The sequence below is a fragment of the Nitrosospira sp. Nsp18 genome (assembly GCF_900103145.1).
In the GTDB taxonomy this organism is placed as follows: Bacteria; Pseudomonadota; Gammaproteobacteria; order Burkholderiales; family Nitrosomonadaceae; genus Nitrosospira.
This window is the reverse complement of sequence record NZ_FMWY01000006.1, coordinates 35,558-53,780: the sequence shown is the minus strand read 5'-3', so window position 1 is coordinate 53,780 and position 18,223 is coordinate 35,558. Positions and strand designations below refer to the sequence as shown.

Sequence of the window (18,223 nt, the reverse complement as noted above, 5' to 3'; positions counted from 1 at the left end):
CCTGCTCTTCTTCTCGCTGCCGATGTCTATGGACAAAAGCCAAGGTAATGAAACCATACCAAGGAGATCTGAATGATTGCATCGCGAAGAATGCGTGTTCTAGGCATGATGATAGCTTTAATGGGCTCGTGCTGGGCTTCAGCAGCGGCATGGGCCGACAGTGACCTGCTTGTCGCGGCCAGAAGAGGCGATCTTCCCCAGGTCAAAACACTTCTTGGAACCAAAGCCGATGTAGATGCCAGAAGGGGAGATGGCGCCACAGCGTTGATGGCGGCGTCGACCACAGGTCATCTTGCGGTAGTGCAGAAATTGCTTGCCGCGAAGGCCGATGTGAATGCCAGCATGACCAACGGCGCCACCTCACTGATGGCAGCGGCGGCGGTGGGCAACCGGCAGGTGGTACGGGCGCTTCTGGGTGCGGGCGCCAATGTGGACGCCAAGGCAAACGATGGTTTGACAGCGCTTTTGATAGCGTCGGAGGGCGGGTTTCCTCGAGTTGTACAGGCACTGCTTGACGCCAAAGCCGACGTCAACGCCAGCACCGGCAACGGCGTCACCCCGCTGATGGCGGCGTCGCAGGAAGGATACCGGATCGTCGTGCAAGAGTTGCTCACGGCCGGGGCCGATGTGAACGCCAGGACGAGTGACGGTCTCACGCGCTGCTGATCGCGTCTGAAAATGGTCACCATCGGGTGGTCCAGGAACTGCTGGCTGCGGGAGCCAACGTCAATGCGGGCATGGACAATGGCACAACACCCTTGATTATGGCATCGCAGAATGGGCACCAGATGGTGGTGCAGACGTTGCTTGCCGCAAGAGCTGAAGTAAATGCCAGGACAAAAGATGGTCTCACGGCTTTACTGATGGCATCGGAAATGAATCACCCGGACGTGGTACAGATGCTGCTCGCGGCCGACGCCGATGTGAACGCGAGGACGAACAATGATGTGGCCGCATTGATCGCGGCGGCGCAGGAAGGTCACCTGATGGTGGTGCATGAGCTGCTTGCCGCCAAGGCCGATGTGAATGCTCATGCAGGCAATAGCGTAACCGCTTTGATACTTGCGTCGGAGAGGGGACACCATAAGGTCACGCAGGCACTGCTTACGGCCAAGCCTGATGTCAATGCCAGGACAACTGATGGGGTTACGGCGCTGATGGCGGCAGCGAAAGAAGGCCACCAGTTGGTGGTGCATGAGTTGCTGGAGGCCGGGGCCAATGCGAACATCAAATCGAAGGGCGGCATTACTGCCTTGATGGCGGCGGCGAAGGATGGCCGGCAGGAAGTGGTATATGTGCTGCTTGCCGCCGGCGCGGATGTAAATGCCAAATCAAAAGATGGCTTCACCGCGCTGATGATGGCATCGCAGGACGGCCGTCAGAACGTGGCACGTGCGCTGCTAGACGCAGGCGCCAACTTGCATGCCAAGTCGAATGCCGGTGCCACGGCGCTGAAGATAGCGATGCAAAATGGCCACCAGGAAATAGTGCAACTCCTCGAAGAGGCTGGCGCCAAAAAATGAAACCCGGAAGTTTTGCCGCATAGCCGGGCTGGTCACGACTTCCTGAAGCAGAGGAATTGCTTCTCGGATAAATTACTTCTATACGGCAACATCTCAGCCCGAGGGAATTCGCTCGTTTGCGAGAGGTCCCGCAGGACGTCTTATTAATGCATCATCCCAACGTGCATCATCTCAAAGCGCCGCCACGCGACTCCGTTATTTGATATGCTCGTCTCTCCAATCCCGGGATTCACCGAACAGCGGGCGCTCTCGTCAAGCACATCGAATTCTGTGGAATTCATCGCGTATGAGCCCATTTGTCAGCGAGACGGGGGCGGTATTCCTGGAATCGTCAATGTGCTTTATTAAAACATGGCGGAGTTTCAGGGCAGGCAAGCGATGCCGGGACTTCAACTCCTATTGAGGAGACGACGTGCAGAATATCAGAACAATTCTTGTGGCAACCGACCTGTCCGAGTTTGCCGGGCGTGCCGGGACACGCGCCGCGATGCTATGCGCCAGCCTGAACTGGAATTCGGTTGAGCTGTTGAATGTCAAGGAAAGCGGATTACCGAACGCGCTGGGCCTTGTCCTAAAGAAAACGCCCGCAACGGCCGAGGCCGCCTTGGTCGAGCGCGTTATGCGCGAGTTACGGCTTATCTGCAATCTGTTGCAGGACAATTATGGCGTTCGCTGTGCCCCTACCGTCAAGTTTGGGCGCCCCGAGGAGGAAATCGTTGCCAGAGCAGATGAATTGGCTGCGAAGTTAACGGTTATAGGCGCGCACGGTGGCAATTTTTTTACTGACCTTTTTCTCGGCAACACCGCCGATAAATTGGCCCGCATGAGTAAAACGCCCTTATTACTGGTAAAGAACCAGACCACAGAGCCCTATCGCCGGGTACTGGTTCCAGTAGACTTTTCTGAGAATTCGAGACGTGCGGCGCAAATGGCGCTGGAAATCGCACCGGATGCGCACATAACTTTCCTGCACGTGTTCGATGTCGTGCTGGAAGAGCAAATGCAGTACCTGAATGCTGCTCATGACACTATCCACGATTACCATGTCAAAGCTGCGGAAGATGCGCGTCTCGATTTAAACGAGTTTATAGTGGGCCTTCAAACTGGCCGCGAGGCTGATCATCGGCCCGGCCGTCACGCTTTGTTCCGGACAGTCGCTTTCGGTCATCCCGGACACGTCATTTACGACCACGCAAAGTCTATAAAGGCGGATTTGATCGTGATGGGAAAACATGGGCGATCCCGTTTCGAGGAGTTGCTGCTGGGAAGCGTCTCACGCCATGTCATCGAGCAATGTTTTTGCGATGTGCTGATTGTGACCGGGCCGGTCCAGTTGGCGTAGCTTAGCGGAAAGGGATTCAGCCAGGTCTTCCTGGTGTCTCCGAACTCCCAGTGTCCCCAAACCCAGCAATAAGCAACGCTGTCCTTTTCCGACTACAATAAAATGAGCCGGAAAATGGAGTTGGCATCTCAATTTCCGTGATACTCCCGTTTAAAGAACATCAGTTATTTACATAGCGCTACAGGAAATAACATATGGTTCGTGCTCTTGGAATAACCGCGCTCTTCCGGTTGGCGTTAACTGTGATCTTCTTGATGACGGTTGTGTCCGGATGCGCTAATTTCAAGGAAATAAAAGCATTCGCGTCGCTTTCGTCGAGTGCTGCCACCCATGATGCGCTTACAAGGGACTATATCGGAGCACTCGAAAGGCGCAAGCAATATCAGCCGCAGAAATTTCATAGCGAGCTGGAAGCACAGAAGATGCGCCGGGAAGCGCAGCGAGCCGGTCTCGATGTGCTCCAGCAAACCGTGGCGGATTACATGCAGGGCCTTGGCGGTCTTGCCGCCGGCGAAATTCGGACCTATGACAAATCTCTTGATGACCTCAGCGAACGCCTCAACAAAGTGACGCTACTCAGCGATGACGAGAAGGACGCGGTTGGCGCGCTATCGACCCTTCTTGCGCGCACTGTTACGGCCGCATACCGGGAGCATGAAATCAGGAGACTGATTCGCGATGCCAATAAGCCGCTTCAGGACGTGATCAAGGCGACCCGCAAGATTGTCGTGAAGGGCATGGCCGCCGATTTGCAGGTCGAATCCGCGCTAGTGGGAAGGTATTATGATAACTTCATACTCGCGCCAAATAATCCCCAGGAACCCGTTGCAATGGCATTGGCAAATGAGGCCAGGGTAGAAGCACTCCGTCGTGTGGATGATCGGCTCCGCGCTGCCCAACGTTATGACGTTATATTGGAGAAAATCGCACAAGGCCACCAGTATTTATTTGATCACCGGGATAGCCTTGGCGATGAAGAGCTGGAACGACAATTCAAACCATATGTCGACGCGCTGCGGGCGGGGTATCGCGATTTACTAGATGTTTCACGGTGAACAGAGAATAAAGCCATGGACAAGCTTTCAGAAAATGAGGCTTTCGAGCTAGGTAACCAGTTTCGCGACGCTGCGATTGCGCTTGGAGATTGGCGTTTTAAAAACCGTGCCGGTCTGAGCAAAGTCCAATGGGATGAGCTCGATGAGCGGGAGATTACGCTTCTAAACACAGCCTCAAGCATCTACACCAGCGCCGTCAGCTTTGTCCTGGCGGAAAGCAAGGTTCCTGTTGCACGCCTGCAGTCCAACGTAGAGAGCGCCAAGTCTGCGATTCAGCATATCGCAAGCTTCAAGCAGGTGCTCGACCTCGCTTCAGCGCTGGTCCTGCTGGCCGGCGCAATTTCATCCGGCAACGTGGCGTCGATTCCCGCCGGGATAGTGGCGTTGGAAGATGCCGCTGAAGCCATTATCAGGCCTGATGATCCGGTTTGATGACGCCTTCAGCGCAATGATGTTCCGGCTTCTTGTAGCTTCTTGTGGCTGGTACCGGGCTGTGTAGGTCGATCTGAATTTGAGTACTGCTATGGGTAAACTGACCATGCGCTCATGAAAAAAAGGTTTATCCTGGTGGCTGTGCTTGCCATTATTGTCGCGGTGGTGGGAGGCTGGTATTTCTCCCGGCACGCAGGCGACAAGGATACGCTGGTGCTCTTCGGTAATGTCGATATTCGCCAGGTCTCGCTAGCTTTCAACGGGAGCGAACGGATCGCCGATATGCGCGTGCAGGAAGGCGATCGGGTGGAGACCGGACAAGTCCTGGCCACGCTCGACACCCGTACCCTGAGGCTGCAAATCGCTCAGGCCGAGGCACAGATCAACGTACAGGAGCAGGCCTTGTTACGGCTGCGGAACGGAACACGCCCCGAAGAGGTGGCTCAGGCCAAGGCTGAGGTCGCTGCTGCTCGCGCCGACGCGGATCTCGCCGCACAGCTCCTCAAGCGTTTGCAAAATATCGAGCAGACTTCCGGTGAGGCGGTCAGCCAACAGGATTTGGACAGTGCGCGTTCGCGCCAGCGCGTGGCCGAGGCGCAGCTGGAAAACAACCAAAAGGCGCTGCAATTGGCCGTGATCGGTCCGCGCAAGGAGGACATCGCCCAGGCCGAGGCACAATTGAACGTTTCGCAGGCTGAGCTGGCTTTGCTCAAGCATCAGCTCAGCCTGTACGAATTGAAGTCCCCCATCGATGCCGTCGTGCGGTCGCGCTTGCTGGAACCGGGCGATATGGCTTCACCGCAACGTCCGGTTTATACGCTGGCGATTACCGACCCGAAATGGGTGCGCGCCTACGTGTCGGAAGTGGATTTGGGCCGCATCAAACCCGGCATGAGTGCGCGCGTGGTCACCGATAGCCATCCCGATCAGTCGATTCCGGGCCGCGTCGGCTATATCTCCTCGGTCGCTGAGTTTACCCCTAAAATTGTGCAGACCGAAGAACTGCGCACCAGCCTGGTCTATGAAGTACGTGTCTTTGTCGAAGATGTCAGCGATCGTCTGCGCCTGGGCATGCCAGCGACGGTGTTCATCCCCTTGCAAGACGCCAAAAGCCTCGCTGGAACGGCGCATCGATGAGCGGCCCGGCAGTCGCGTTGATCGCGAACCGCGTCCATAAACGTTTTTTGGTCAAGGAAACGGGGAAATCGACTCAAGCTGTCGCTGATGTTTCGCTTGAAGTGCAGATGGGTTCGCTCACTGCCCTGGTTGGTCCCGATGGTGCAGGCAAGACCACCTTGCTGCGGATGATAGCCGGGCTGATGACGGCCGATGAAGGTCGACTCGACGTACTGGGCATTGATGTAGCAGCCGATCCGCAGGCGGTACAGGACCGCATCAGCTACATGCCGCAGCGCTTCGGCCTGTATGAAGATCTCAGCGTGCAGGAAAACCTCGACCTCTACGCCGACCTGCATGGTGTGCCGCAAGCAATGCGGCGGAAACGCTACGCAAGGCTCCTAAAGATGACCGATCTCGCACGCTTCACCGCGCGCCCGGCAGGCAAGCTTTCCGGGGGCATGAAGCAGAAGCTGGGCCTGGCCTGTACTCTCGTGCGCTCGCCCGAGTTGCTGTTGCTCGACGAGCCGACGGTGGGTGTCGACCCATTGTCGCGCCGGGAGCTCTGGGAGATAGTTCAGCAAATGATTGACGACGAGCAGTTGACGGTACTGGTTACCACTGCTTATCTGGATGAAGCCGAGCACTGCGCCCGGGTTTTCGTTCTTCAGGAAGGCAAGCTGCTGGCTGAAGGCACCCCGGAAGAAATTCGCCAACATGCGCGCAACCTGTGCTTCATCGTTACACCGCCGCAAGGTCAACCTTCGCGTATCCTCCAGGCGCGCTTGCTGGATGACGCCGACTGCATCATTGATGCGGTTCCTTACGGTGGATCTGTGCGCTTCATTCGCCGGGCCGAGGTGGACCCACAGCGCCTGGACAGCTTGCTTGGCGGTATTCCGGCCACCGCGGTCGAAGCACGGGTGGAAGACGGGTTTATGGTGCTGCTGCGCGAACGGCACGATGTCGCCCCTATGGATACAGCGATATCGAAAGCCGCCGGCGGGACGAAAAACGGAGGTAACGGGGAAGATAACGCTAAACGCGAGCCGGATGAAGTTGTCATCGAGGTGCGTGACCTTGTGCGCAAGTTCGGCGATTTTACCGCAGTGGACCATCTCTCATTCTCGGTTCGGCAAGGTGAAATTTTTGGCCTGCTAGGCCCCAACGGCGCAGGTAAGACTACGACCTTCCGGATGCTTTGCGGCCTACTGCCGGCTACCAGCGGTTTTCTTCAGGTCGCCGGCTTCAATCTTCTGCGTGCTCGCGCGGTAGCGCGCCGCAGGATAGGATATATGTCGCAGAAATTCGCGCTTTACGGCGATCTCTCGGTAATGGAAAACCTGGAGTTTTTCGGTAGCGCATATGGATTGTATGGCAAGCGCTTGCGCGAGCGCATCGATACCGTTATGCAGCAGTTTGACCTCGAGGGCAGGGAGAAGTCGCCGAGCGGGCAATTACCGGGTGGATTCAAGCAACGCCTGGCCATGGCCGTCGGCCTGTTGCACGAGCCCGAGATCCTGTTCCTTGACGAGCCCACCAGTGGCACCGATCCGCTTAAGCGCCGGGAATTCTGGCGGCGTATCACTGCGCTGTCGGAGGTGGGCACGACGATTATCATTACGACTCACTTCATGGAAGAGGCCGAGTACTGCGACCGTATTGTCATTCAGGATGCCGGCAGACTGCTGGCGCTCGGCACGCCCCAGGAGGTACGGATGCAAGCGGGTGGAGAGGGCGCCCGATTGAATATGGAAGAGGCCTTCATCCGCATTGTCGAGCAGGAGCGGCGGAAAAACAATGAAAGTCCTGCCGGGGAGGCTAACCCATGAACGAAGCCGGAACAGAGCCAGGCAGCAAGGGGCCTCCCGCGGAGAAATCGGACAAGGTGGATAAAGCGGATAATGGGTACGAGGAACATAAAGGTATCAGGGGGTTCCGGTCGCGCCTGATCTCCCTGACCCGCAAGGAAATTCGCCAGCTACTGCGTGACCGTAGCAACCTGATTATTGGTATCGGCCTGCCTCTCGTATTGATCCTGATTTTTGGCTATGGGCTTTCACTCGATGTCAGGGATGCCAAAGTGGCGGTAGTGCTGGAAGATCCTTCGCCCGTGGCGGCTGATGTCATCGCGGGCCTGGAGCTCTCCGCATATATCTCGCCGGTAGTGGTTACCTCCATGCATGACGCGGAGCGCCTGATGCTGGCGCGCGAGGTGGATGCCATCGTGCAGGTACAGAGCGATTTTTCGCGCCGTCTGGCGGCCGGGAACGCGCAAGTGCAATTGCTGTTGCATGGTTCCGACGCCAGTCGTGCACTTATCATACGCAGCTATGTCAGCGGTGCACTGGGTCAATGGGCGCAACGTCAGAGCGATCGTGGAATGGTAGCAGGGGCGGGCGTAGACATCGCCGCCCCGGCGGGATCGGTCACACTGATTCAACGGATGTGGTTCAACGCCGCCAATACCAGCACCTGGTATCTTGTACCTGGGTTGATCGTGCTGATCATGACCCTGGTCGGCGCCTTCCTCACGGCGATGGTAATGGCACGGGAATGGGAACGCGGCACACTGGAAGCATTGTTTGTCTCCCCGGTACGACCCACCGAGATACTGCTGGCGAAGATCATTCCGTACTTTATAGTCGGAATGCTTGGCCTGGGCATGTGTTTGCTCGCCGCGCGCTTCCTGTTCGAGGTGCCCATGTACGGTTCGCTGCTGATAGTGCTTGGCAGTTCGATGCTTTATCTGCTGGTGGCATTGGGCCTGGGCCTGCTGATTTCTTCGGTCACCCGGAACCAGTTCCTGGCCAGCCAGCTCGCAATTATCACCAGTTTTATGCCGGCGCTGATGCTATCGGGCTTTTTTTTCGACTTGCGTAATGTACCGGCTGTCATCCACCTTGTCGGCAACGCACTGCCGGCTACGTATTTCATGGAACTGATCAGGACTTTGTTCCTGGCGGGCAACATATGGCCGATGATTTTCAAGAACTGCGCCATCCTGGCGGGTTATGCCGTGGTGCTGCTGGGACTGGCACGGGCCGTTACCCGCAAGAAGCTGGATTGATAAATGCTGAATTTCCTGCGCCGTATCGCCAGCCTGTGCCGGAAAGAGTTACTGGCTATTTTCAAGGATCCCGCCAATCGAGTCATCCTCGTCGTTCCGTCATTGATAGAAAGTTTTCTTTTCGGTTATGCGGCTACCTATGACCTGACCAATGTACCTTATGCCTTGCTGGACCAAAGCCGTGGCTCTGCATCAACCGAATTGATCGCTCATTTGGATGGTACCGGCGTATTTCATCGCGTCGCAATGCTTCAGACGCAGGCCGATATCGCACGAGTAATCGACAGCGGAGATGCACTGATCGTGATCCAGTTCGGGCCAAGGTTTGAGCAACAACTGAATGCAGGCGAATTCGCGCCGGTACAATTGATCCTCGACGCACGCAATTCGAATACGGCCGGCTCCGCCGCGATCTATGTCGGTGCAGTCATCGATTCGTTCAACGCGATGCTGCGCGGCGGGACCGGGCCGCCGCTTACCGTCGAGCCACGTGCCTGGTACAATCCGAATCTCGAGACCCGCTGGAATATCCTGCCCGGTCTGATAGCCTCGTTGAGCATGATACAGACGCTGATGCTGTCTGCGTTGTCTGTTGCTCGTGAGCGCGAAAATGGCACTTTTGACCAGTTACTGGTGACGCCGTTTTCGCCGACGGAAGTCATGATCGGCAAGGCCGTTCCAATCGTCATGATCGGCTTGACGCAATCCACCATCGTGCTAGCGGTAGCGCTGTTCTGGTTCAATATACCAATGGCAGGCTCACTGGTGACACTCTACGCAGGGCTGGGCCTGTTCACGATTGCCAGCGTCGGCATGGGACTGTCGATCTCGGCGGTTTCGGCTAACATGCAGCAGGCCATGCTTTACACTTTCATGCTGATCATGCCGCTGGTACTGCTTTCCGGACTGGCTACGCCGGTGCGCAACATGCCGCAATTCTTGCAGACCGCTACGCTGATCAATCCGTTGCGCTTCGCGATAGATCTGGCGCAGCGCGTTTACCTGGAGGGGGTCGGGTTGCTGACAGTCGTCCATGACCTGATTCCCCTGCTGATCATATCTGCTATCACACTACCGCTGGCTGCCTGGTTGTTCCGTAATCGTCTTTTGTAAGGGACTTGCAAAAAGTTGCGGAGGAAGTCTGCGTCAGTTCTATCCCGGCATTCTATCGGTCTGCAAGCCATACTTTATGTCCTCGTACTTATAGCGAATTTCGTCTTTAAAGCTGAACACGCACCGCTGCCGCCGGGTGAATAAGAGTAATTGCCGGTGTAACGGCAATCTCGGCAGGCCCTCTGTGCCCTGGTCGTTTTGTTGAATCTCATTCTTGCCTTTTCTATTTTCTAACCTATAAAGAACTTAGAAGCCGATACAGTGAAGCAGCAATGTCAGCCTCGTCTCCACCGTTCTGGAACTGATATGGAAAAAATTCTGGAAGTCGCTGAAATCGAACTTGCAGTCCTGGAAAGTTTCCCGCCCAAATTACGTATTACGGCATCGGGTACCGTACCCACCGGTGGCTGGTCCAATCCCAAACTGGATCCTTACATCTATATTCAAGCGCCCCCGAATGGTATTTACGATTTCAATTTTGTTGCAGATCCTCCTGAAGAAGTTGCGACGCAGGTGATTTCTCCCATTGAAGCCATTTTTATCATGGAAAATTTAACGTCAGATGTAAAAGGCGTCCGGATACATGCTTCGCAAAATTCAAAAACGGCGTTGTTGGATGATTCCGGCCAGCCCGATCGGCAACCCAACCGCTTTACTTTGAGCGATTGCGATAAGACTACCCGCATTGTATTTTTTCCCAAGGCGCTCATCCCATTAGGAGCGACTGAAAAACCTTCGGATGCTCAGCTTGAATATCACGGCGTTGAGGGCGAACTGGTCTTCAGGGGGGATGAAATCTCAGAGGAGCAAACGATATTGGGATTGCTCATCTCAGTGATCCTCAGACCCAACGCGGATGCAGGCGGTGTAGATTTTGCGCTGGTTTTGCCGCCGGTTAACCTTGGAGGTGAGGCACGGCAGGAATTCGATACTATCGGGATCAAGATCCGAAGCAGGGGTCGCGTGATAAAGCCGGTTGGAGCAGAACTTACTTATGAGGTACTGAACCTCAAAGGCGTCGCGGAAGACATCCCTATTCTTTGAACCAAATGTTTTGAATGAAAAAGAATGGACGAAGACCGGGGTTAAAAGATTAGCGCCTCTTCGTTTTTGAGGTTTTTATGGAGGAACTATCATGGACGAAAAGAACGCTCCTTCGAAGGGAAGCGCTAAAAAGGGTAAAGAGTCGAAGCCTGCCCGAAAAGGGCCAAAAGACTCGATCATTAATCCGGATGTCTCAGTTTTAAAAAACTACTCGCCAACGGAAGGCGCACAATCCCACCCCGACTGGGTGAAGAAACAGTTTCCGAAATATATCGAACCTCATGGGGAACATGGCAAGCACGAAGCAACCAGCGTGCGCGAACTTACGCATAACGGGCACAATATCAAGATCATTACTACTTACCTCGTCGAGGTGGACGGAGAGCCGGCGGATCTCCACCTTTCTGTTGATGAGGACGGGCAAGTTTATACGCATGCAACACCGTTTGTAACTTACGATTCCGCCGTGGACCTGATGAAGCAAGTGATGGATGCCTACCCGGATGCGTTCTCCGAATCTGATTCAGATCCCGATCATGGTCTTAATCATAACCAGGGCGGAGGCCACCAATGATCCGCCACAATTTTCTTACTGACGCCGATGCTGCTCAGAAGTTCATTGATGGGGTAAGAAGGCTCAAAGACCCGGCACAGTTTCCGTGGCCGGGCAGGGATGGGTTGTCGATCTATGACTCGTTCGTCTTCTGGCATCACCAGTCGATGATGTTGATGACCCCGCCCAATCAAAATGACCGCAACGCAGCCCACTCCGGCCCTGCATTTTTACCCTGGCATCGATATTTTCTAATCACCATGGAAGGATTGTTACGCCGGGCGGTGAATGACAGCGAATTCAGGATTCCCTATTGGGATTGGACCACGGACGCGGAGTTATCCGAACCTGCCACAGCTCCGATATGGAGCAATGGAAATCTGGGACAATTCGCCGGCTCCGATTGGCAGGTTCGCCTTGAGATGAGCCTGAGGACTGGAGACTTGCGGCCGGTAAACCGATCGCTGCAACGTGAACTCGGCGATGCGGGAAGACTTCCTACCCGAACTGGGGTGCGAATGATTATACGGGATCAGGCAGCTTATGACACATCACCGTTTAGTTCGTCTTCGGCGGGCGGTTTGCGCAATCTGGTGGAAGGTTGGGTCGGTAGCGAACGCATACACAACAGCGTGCATGTATGGATTGGCGGAGATATGGGACGGTCATCATCGCCCAATGATCCGGTATTCTTTCTGCATCACTGCAATGTAGACCGAATCTGGGCCGCCTGGCAGGAAAGACACCTGAATTCAAGCTATTTGCCGGACATGACTGCCCCCGATACCCTCCAGTTTCACCGGATTGACGATGCGCTGTACAGCATTTATGAGGACACTGTCACCCCAGGAGATATGGTGGATTACAAAAGGTACTACGAGTACGACACGATTTCGGATCTGACGGAACTGCAGGTTTAGTTGGATCGCTGACTGTCTCGGATCAACATCCTGACGCTACGGAGTTCAGCGCATTGGCTAGGTACTGGTACCAATACGCCCATGGTAAGCATGATGAGCGCTTCGACGCTGGCACTTCCAAGCCCCTGACTCATGGGATCGCAAAATACTGACATCATTTCATGTACGGAGGCAGGGACGCTGCCCGGGCTGTTTGCCTTACGCATCAAGCGAACGCCGGATTCCGCGGCTTACTGGTGGTTCGATGCCGAAAGCAAAACATGGCGAAGCTATACCTGGCAGGAAACGGGGGCGCTAGCAGGGCGCTGGAAGCGAGCCCTTGCACAGGAGAATTTCGCTCCTGGCGAACGGGTAGGGATCCTGCTGCGCAACTCTGTGGAATGGGTATGTTTCGATCAGGCTGCGCTGGCTCTGGGGCTTGTCGTGGTGCCTCTATACCCATCGGATGCGCCAGACAATATCGCTTATATCCTGGCTGACTCAGGGGCTCGCCTGCTTCTGATAGGGACTCAAAGACGGTGGGAAACGCTTGCTCCGCTGTGTTCCAATCTCACTGGTTTGGGGAAGGTGTTATGCGTCGAACATCCTATCTCGGCCGCCGGTAACCGGGTAATGCTGGAGGGTGTGGACGACTGGCTCGAAAGACCCGATCAGGCTGCCAGAGTTCAGCCAGTCGAAGACCAGGCCAATGGCCAAGGCGATGTTCACGCTGGTGGCGAGGCTGACGCCGACAAGTCCCGTCTTACTGATCCGGGGGTGATTGCGACGCTCGTCTACACTTCCGGCACCACCGGCAAACCCAAAGGGGTCATGCTCTCCCATCACAATATTCTGTGGAATGCCGAGGCAGTGCTCAAGGCCATACCCGGCTACCGCGAAGATGTTTATCTTTCGTTGCTGCCGCTCTCGCACATGTTCGAACGCACCGTCGGCTATTATGTCCCTGTCATGGCTGGCAGCAGCGTGGCGCATGCGCGTTCTCTCAAGGATCTGGCCGAGGATATGAAGGCCATTCGTCCCAGCATACTTGTCGGCGTGCCACAAATTTACGCGGGTATTCGTATCAAAATGCGCCAGCAAATAGAGGAGAAAGGACGGCTCGCCAGACTGTTATTCGGCTGGACTACAACCATCGGCTGGGAACGCTTTAGCAGCAGGCAATACAGGCAGGTGCAGCACAGGGGGAAGCAGCCGGTGGAGGGGAAGGGACAGGAAGCGCCCCGCTGGTGGTATCAGTTCGCCTGGCCAGTGTTAAGGCCATTGGTCGCGGAACAGATTCTGGCTCACTTTGGGGGCCGGTTACGGCTTGCGGTAAGTGGGGGAGGGCCGCTCAATAAGGACATTTCGCAATATTTCATCGGACTAGGGCTGCCGGTAGTGCAGGGCTACGGTCTGACCGAGGCTTCACCGGTACTTGCAGCCAATCGCCTGGACGATAATATTCCCGAATCGGTAGGTATGGCATTGCCGGGGGTTGAAATTCGCATTGGCGATAAAGACGAACTGTTAGCTCGCGCCCCCGGCGTCATGCTTGGTTACTGGAATAAACCGGAGGAGACACGGACTGCCGTCGATTCGGAAGGTTGGCTTCATACCGGCGATCAAGCCCGCATTTCTGACGATCATGTATTCATTTGCGGGCGGCTCAAAGAAATACTTGTCACCTCAACGGGCGAAAAGGTCCCTCCCGGCGATCTGGAAATAGCCATTGTTCAGGACCCCTTATTCGACCAGGCGATGATAGTAGGCGAAGGCAAGCCCTATCTGGCTTCGCTGCTGGTACTGAACCAGCGCGAATGGGAGAATATTGCGACCGGCCTCGGCCTGAAGGCCAACGAACCAAAGTCGCTGGCGCATTCCGCTGCGCGAGCTGCTGTTCTAAACAGGATTAAAACCGCATTGCGCAGTTTTCCAAAGTACGCTCGGATTCGCGCCGTTCATCTGGCACTCGAACCGTGGAGTGTGGAAAACGGCCTTCTAACGCCCACCTTGAAGCTGAAGCGTCCAGAAGTGGAAAAACGTTTCGCGGACAAGATCGCCGAACTGTATAAAAAACCTGATGATCAGGAATCTGAACCTGAATGAAGCTTCGGCCTCCGCCCCTGCAGATTGAAAGTAGGTGCACGTGAGTCCCAGCAGCCTGACACTCTACAGGGCGATGGTTAATCTTATTAAACCCTTACTTTTTTTCCCGGATGCGATCCGCCTGGTCCTCCATCTGATCGGCACGCGTCTCCGAAGACTCGCGGGCAGCCTCAGCCGCGCGGTCGGTAGCGCTGCTATCCATACCAGGATCCCGCTTTTCAATCCGATCAGCCGTCGCTTCACCCCGATCGCGTACCACATCGGCTTTTTGTTCCACGATATCCGCTTTCTTTTCCAGTACTTCTTCCCGCTTATTTTCCTGCTTGGAATCGCATCCGGTTAATACCAGCGCGAGCATCGCCGCGGTAAGAACAGGTTTCAAATAGTTCATGATAGCCACCTCTGGTCATTTTCAAGGTTGCTACTGTAGATGGCCAGACCGTTTCTCTCTGTACGATGGCGCACGCAACTCTCACCCTGAACTCTCACGCTGACTGAAGAAAGGCTATTCGGGCAAAGCCGGGCCAGCTAACCGGAACCATCCGGCTTGCCCGGATTCCTTATTTTAAGACTTCCTTATTCGCCTCGCGCCCAAGCGTCATGAAAGCAACGAGGTCAAGTTGGCCAGCATGAAAGTTTTCAATGAGGCGCTCGGATTGTTGTTGTCTTCCGGTGAGAGGCAAATAGGTTGGCAAGCAGCTACAGGTAAACTCCGCAACTCAAGAGAGTCTGTCCCCCTATGTTCGATAGCGTACTGAACGATATGGGAATAGGGAATATTTAGATAAGCTCTATGCTCCCTACCGAACTAGTCAAGCTCACGGCGTTGATGGCACGCACCAGCGGCAGCCCGGACATGAAGATCGGGCTCATTGATGGACCCGTCTCCACCGGCCATGCCGATCTGGCAAAGGATCGCTTGCGCGAGATTCCCGGCCAGAACGGTGCTACCTGCACGCAGGCCAATAGCACAGCTTGCCTGCATGGCACCTTTATAGCGGGCATCCTATCCGCAAAGCGAGGTTCTGCTGCTCCCGCAATCTGTCCCGGCTGTACTGTTCTCATACGCCCGATTTTCAGCGAGAAGACTTTTGGGCGCGAACACATGCCCAGCGCAACGCCGCAGGAGCTGGCAGCAGCGATTCTCGAGTGCATCAACGCGGGTGCGCGCGTTATAAACCTGAGCCTTGCCCTGGCACAGCCTTCCGTCAAAGGGGAACAGGCGCTGGATGAGGCGCTCAACCAGGCGCTCAGGCGCGGCGTGCTCATCATTGCGGCGGCGGGCAACCAAGGCACGCTGGGCAGTTCTCCCATTACGCGTCATCCGTGGGTCATCCCGGTGGTGGCCTGCGATTTGCGTGGCAGGCCGATAAACGAATCGAACCTGGGCGGTTCCATCGGCATGCGCGGCCTGAGCGCACCTGGCGATAGTATTACCAGCCTGGGCGCCGGTGGGCAGACGCTCACGCTGGGCGGTACGAGCGTCGCTGTGCCGTTTGTGACCGGCACCATTGCTCTGCTGTGGTCGGAATTTTCCACGGCAACCGCGGCGCAAATCAAGCTTGCTGCTACGAAAGCGTCTGCGCCGCGGCGAGCTTCGGTCGTGCCGCCTCTGCTGGACGCGGCGGTAGCCTACCAAAGCCTGTTGACTGCAAGTTGAAGGGGGAAAATGCGTGGCAAAATCAGTCGGCAAAAACGTACCTGACGATAAACCAGGCGAAAGAAATGACGCTTCCGATAAAAACCAAGCCCGGCCGCATCGAGTGCGTCTCCCCGGATTTATCACCGAAGAGGAGATTGGGCTTGGCGATGCGGTTAAGCGTGCAACCGCTTATTTAGGAATAAAGCCTTGCGGCGGCTGTGAAAGCCGGGCAACTGCACTTAACCGCTGGCTGGTCTTCAGCCAACGGCGGACGAGGTAGCGAATTTCTTGAAGTCGGTTTTGCAGATTTCTTGACATCGTTAGCAGCTTCGCCCATACATAAATGAAGAGCGACAGTATGAATGAACGAGCTGAAGCAATGAAACAGGCGGCAGGCCGATCGGGTGACGGCGCTTTCCCAGGCTCTTACCGGCTTGTGCAAATATGCCGGAATCTCTCCGCAGATGGCTGGCGGGACCTGACCGGTAACCTTACCCACCTGAAAGGAGATATATCGTGAGCATGCCAGGATTTACCGCAGAAACGTCGCTTTACCAGACTAGCAATCGCTACCAGCTTGCGGTTGGCGAGATTTTTCGAAGTAATGGAAACACAGTTGTGATGCCCCAGGGGTGTGGATGGATTAAAAGCATTACCTGTGGAGGGGCGATAGCAGGATGTATTGTTCTATGTACCAGCGCCTGCCTTGGCGGCCCGGTAGCCTGTGGTGCTTGCTGGGTCGGCTGCCTGGGAATAAGCCTTTACGGTTTCTGCAGAGATTGCATTCCTGATATTGGTGGGGGCGGAGACGGCGGTGGCAGTGGCGGCGGAGGGGGAGGTGGTGGCGGTGGCTGCTGCCCACCGGGCAGGAGGTGTTGCGGTAGTTGTGCAAGCGGGAGATGCGATGATGCGTGCATAAGCCCTGGCCAGTCCTGTCCCTAAAAAATAGGAACAGACAGGGTGCTATCTTTTTTTAAGGCGCTGCGTTCGGCTACAGAGAATTTCTTGAGCCTGGATTTTCCGGATTTTTGAACATCGTTAACACCCCCTACTACTTAAGGAGTAGCAATATGAGCGAACAAACTGAAGCAAAGGAACAGCAGAGGGAACAACTAATGGACCAACCGATCAAGGTGAATGACGTACGGGACGCCACGCCTTATCCCGATGCCCGCTCAAACATGGCAATCTCACCGCAGGGGGGAAGCGGAAACTGTGGTTGCGGGGGAGCTGGAGACATAAGTTCAAATGGTACTGGAGTGGTCTCTTATGTCTATGCAATCGGCCGGGTCGAAGCTCGCTTCCCGAACCTTTCCGCGGAAAAGGAATTTTCCCAGGCGACCGGACGTACAGAAACTGCCGGAAAGACGGACCAGCAAGCTTTTCATGCTGTTCTGTCCCAGCGGGAGAACCGTTACCTGGTGCGCCAGTTGTGCTGGGTGCTGACGGTACAGGGCCTGGAAACCTACTTGTTGCAGCCGCGCGACCCGGCGGATATCGACATGCTGGTGGATGCTATCCGCCCCGCTCCCGCTCCCAATGACATCGATGTCGTCATTGGTTTGCGCGGCCCTATTGCACCGCCGGAAATGTGTAACGGCTTGATGGTGCCGATAGTCGTATTCGACCAGATCTATTCTTTCGGCCGTGATGTACTTATAAAAGCCATTCCCAAGCCGGAGAAAATGGCTGATGAGCAATTCGGGCCCGCTGCCGAGGAACTGTTCGACCGGATCATGCAAATGACGGACAACGCCGGTGCAACCGATGAGCACCGGGTGCTCAACTACCTGGCGATGCGTTATCCCGCCATCTATGCGAAAGCCGCAGAAAAATTTGGCGACGAATATTCACTGACGGGGATTGAAGTGATCCAATCATCGTTGAGCAGCACCCGAAAAATTTTAAAAGTCGTCTTTTCATATACCAATCGCAATACCGATTTCACCGAGAAGTTCTTTGTGCGCGTGGATGCAACCGAGGAATTTCCGTTTTTGGTCACCAAGATGTCGCCATACTACGATCGATAACCGGTATCAAACTGCCAATCAGCTGAAAGGAGATAATCATGAACATGCCAGGGTTTACTGCGGAATCGTCGATCTATAAAAAAGCTGGGAATTATTTTGAGAATAAGCAGGATGTTTTTGCTAATAACTCCTCGGCGATAATCCCGCAAATAATACGAACGATAGATCTCAATCGGGGATGCACACTATTTTGCGATTGCAATCCCGCGTCAGGAGTTTGTAGCTGTGACGCCACCTTATGCCCCATTCCACCGTGGGGTTTGGTTCGTGCAACTTTTTGAAAGTGTGGCAGGCTTTT

18 protein-coding genes are annotated in these 18,223 nt (G+C 55.2%); 17 read left to right on the top strand and 1 reads right to left on the bottom strand.

From position 1 onward, the window contains the following. Positions 1-72 precede the first annotated feature (72 nt). The 13 genes from BLS94_RS04210 (at position 73) to BLS94_RS04150 (ending at position 14,253) form a co-directional block, all read left to right on the top strand. Positions 73-666, top strand: a complete 594-nt coding sequence (locus BLS94_RS04210; RefSeq protein ID WP_090957905.1) for an ankyrin repeat domain-containing protein — start codon at positions 73-75, stop codon at positions 664-666. A gap of 26 nt (positions 667-692) precedes the next feature. After that, on the top strand, positions 693-1,523 hold the full coding sequence (locus BLS94_RS04205; RefSeq protein ID WP_090957904.1) for an ankyrin repeat domain-containing protein: 831 nt from the start codon (positions 693-695) through the stop codon (positions 1,521-1,523). 412 nt (positions 1,524-1,935) lie between these two features. Further along, a complete protein-coding gene (locus BLS94_RS04200; protein WP_090957903.1) occupies positions 1,936-2,865 on the top strand; it encodes a universal stress protein in 930 nt (309 codons plus the stop codon). Positions 2,866-3,059: 194 nt separating this feature from the next. Next, positions 3,060-3,920 carry a hypothetical protein gene (locus tag BLS94_RS04195; RefSeq protein WP_090957902.1) on the top strand — a complete coding sequence of 287 codons (861 nt, stop codon included), beginning with the start codon at positions 3,060-3,062 and terminating at the stop codon, positions 3,918-3,920. A 15-nt stretch (positions 3,921-3,935) separates the two neighbouring features. Then, positions 3,936-4,352, top strand: a complete 417-nt coding sequence (locus tag BLS94_RS04190; protein WP_090957901.1) for a hypothetical protein — start codon at positions 3,936-3,938, stop codon at positions 4,350-4,352. 114 nt (positions 4,353-4,466) lie between these two features. Further along, a complete protein-coding gene (locus BLS94_RS04185) occupies positions 4,467-5,489 on the top strand; it encodes an HlyD family secretion protein (RefSeq protein WP_090957900.1) in 1,023 nt (340 codons plus the stop codon). Next, on the top strand, positions 5,486-7,300 hold the full coding sequence (locus BLS94_RS04180) for an ATP-binding cassette domain-containing protein (RefSeq protein ID WP_090957899.1): 1,815 nt from the start codon (positions 5,486-5,488) through the stop codon (positions 7,298-7,300). Before BLS94_RS04185 ends, BLS94_RS04180 begins: the two co-directional genes overlap by 4 nt. Then, positions 7,297-8,538, top strand: coding sequence for an ABC transporter permease (locus BLS94_RS04175; protein WP_090957898.1), 1,242 nt, complete (start codon positions 7,297-7,299; stop codon positions 8,536-8,538). Before BLS94_RS04180 ends, BLS94_RS04175 begins: the two co-directional genes overlap by 4 nt. A 3-nt stretch (positions 8,539-8,541) precedes the next feature. Then, the gene (locus BLS94_RS04170; protein ID WP_090957897.1) at positions 8,542-9,651 is read left to right on the top strand and encodes an ABC transporter permease; all 1,110 of its coding nucleotides are present in this window, start codon (positions 8,542-8,544) and stop codon (positions 9,649-9,651) included. Between the two features lie 306 nt (positions 9,652-9,957). Next, positions 9,958-10,695 (top strand): hypothetical protein, encoded by a 738-nt coding sequence (locus BLS94_RS04165; protein ID WP_090957896.1) that lies wholly within the window; start codon positions 9,958-9,960, stop codon positions 10,693-10,695. Positions 10,696-10,786: 91 nt separating this feature from the next. Next, entirely contained in the window at positions 10,787-11,269 is a 483-nt protein-coding gene (locus BLS94_RS04160) for a hypothetical protein (protein WP_090957895.1), read from the top strand. Next, positions 11,266-12,168 (top strand): tyrosinase family protein, encoded by a 903-nt coding sequence (locus BLS94_RS04155; protein ID WP_090957894.1) that lies wholly within the window; start codon positions 11,266-11,268, stop codon positions 12,166-12,168. The genes BLS94_RS04160 and BLS94_RS04155 overlap by 4 nt, the downstream gene beginning before the upstream one ends. A gap of 132 nt (positions 12,169-12,300) precedes the next feature. Further along, the gene (locus tag BLS94_RS04150; protein ID WP_090957893.1) at positions 12,301-14,253 is read left to right on the top strand and encodes an AMP-dependent synthetase/ligase; all 1,953 of its coding nucleotides are present in this window, start codon (positions 12,301-12,303) and stop codon (positions 14,251-14,253) included. Positions 14,254-14,347: 94 nt separating this feature from the next. Here BLS94_RS04150 and BLS94_RS04145 read toward each other — a convergent pair whose 3' ends face one another. After that, positions 14,348-14,644 carry a hypothetical protein gene (locus tag BLS94_RS04145; protein WP_090957892.1) on the bottom strand — a complete coding sequence of 99 codons (297 nt, stop codon included), beginning with the start codon at positions 14,642-14,644 and terminating at the stop codon, positions 14,348-14,350. Between the two features lie 402 nt (positions 14,645-15,046). Here BLS94_RS04145 and BLS94_RS04140 point away from each other — a divergent pair, with 402 nt between their 5' ends. From BLS94_RS04140 to BLS94_RS04125, 4 genes are all read left to right on the top strand, one after another. Further along, positions 15,047-15,913 carry a S8 family serine peptidase gene (locus BLS94_RS04140; protein WP_090957891.1) on the top strand — a complete coding sequence of 289 codons (867 nt, stop codon included), beginning with the start codon at positions 15,047-15,049 and terminating at the stop codon, positions 15,911-15,913. Between the two features lie 340 nt (positions 15,914-16,253). Continuing rightward, positions 16,254-16,415: a hypothetical protein gene (locus BLS94_RS14800; RefSeq protein ID WP_176767789.1), complete on the top strand. Its 162-nt coding sequence runs from the start codon at positions 16,254-16,256 to the stop codon at positions 16,413-16,415. A gap of 276 nt (positions 16,416-16,691) precedes the next feature. After that, a complete protein-coding gene (locus BLS94_RS15175; RefSeq protein WP_256325281.1) occupies positions 16,692-16,814 on the top strand; it encodes a hypothetical protein in 123 nt (40 codons plus the stop codon). A 151-nt stretch (positions 16,815-16,965) separates the two neighbouring features. Then, on the top strand, positions 16,966-17,925 hold the full coding sequence (locus tag BLS94_RS04125; RefSeq protein ID WP_090957889.1) for a cyanobactin maturation protease PatG family protein: 960 nt from the start codon (positions 16,966-16,968) through the stop codon (positions 17,923-17,925). Positions 17,926-18,223: the final 298 nt, after the last annotated feature.